Genomic DNA, 817 nt, shown 5'->3' with positions numbered 1-817 from the left:
CCCCCCGGCCGCTGTGTCCCCCGTGGCCACTGTGTCCCCCCCCCCGGCCACTGTGTCCGCTGTGTCCGGATCGACGAGGATGAAGGACGGCACGAGGTGCGCGTCGTGCTCGCCGACGTCGACGGTGAACGAGCGCAGCGCGCCACCCGCGCCGTCCGCGCCACCCGCGCCATCGGGCAGGACGAGCGTGTTCCCCCAGCCGAGTAGCTCGCCGAGAACGAAACGCACCCAGGCCGCCTGGCCGCCGGCGGGATCGTCCAGCCAGGCGGTGTGCTCCCGGCGCAGGCGTTCCCGGGTCTTCTTCTCCAGCGGGTCGAGCGTCGGCCAGACCCGCCGGAGCACGGGCAGGCTGAGGAACGGCCCGCTGACCTCGATGAGGCTCAGCCATTCGCGGTGCTGCGCGGAGCCGTCCGGCGCGGGCGGCCGGCGCCGACCGCCACCGCTGCCGCCACCGCTGCCGCGACCTCCGGGGATGCCCCGGCCCCGCGTGGTGGCACCCACGGTACTCATCGCGCCTCCTCCGCTGCCGGCACGACCAGGACAACCGCGACGGGGAACTGGTGCTGCCCCGGGTCACGGTATCGCTGCGCGATCACGTCGAGCTCCCGTCGCCGTTCCTGGTCCAGCCGGTCGAGCCGGTCCTGCCACGCCTGCCGGTCCTTGCGGTACTGGGCCAGCTCCTCGCGGCTCCTGGCGATCTCGAACCGGCTGAACAGGGCGTCCTCGTCGTTCTCCGGATCCTCGATCGCACCGCGCAGCGTCGCGGCGAACTGATCGAGGATAGTGGTGATCCGATTCTCCTCGGCGGCCCGGCGCT

The 817-nt window shown here is 73.3% G+C and carries 1 protein-coding gene and 1 pseudogene; both read right to left on the bottom strand.

All coding sequences use genetic code 11. The features are described from left to right. Positions 1-510, bottom strand: a pseudogene (locus tag AC08ON_RS16620) (Eco57I restriction-modification methylase domain-containing protein); the annotation flags it as partial. Then, positions 507-817, bottom strand: a 311-nt coding sequence (locus tag AC08ON_RS16615; RefSeq protein WP_476617302.1) for a hypothetical protein, incomplete at its 5' end; no start/stop codon positions are given. The pseudogene AC08ON_RS16620 and the gene AC08ON_RS16615, both read right to left, overlap by 4 nt.

The sequence above is a fragment of the Frankia sp. CoWAU3 genome (assembly GCF_977971855.1).
Note: the sequence above shows the minus strand (reverse complement) of the source record. Positions and strands in the feature narration are given on the sequence as shown.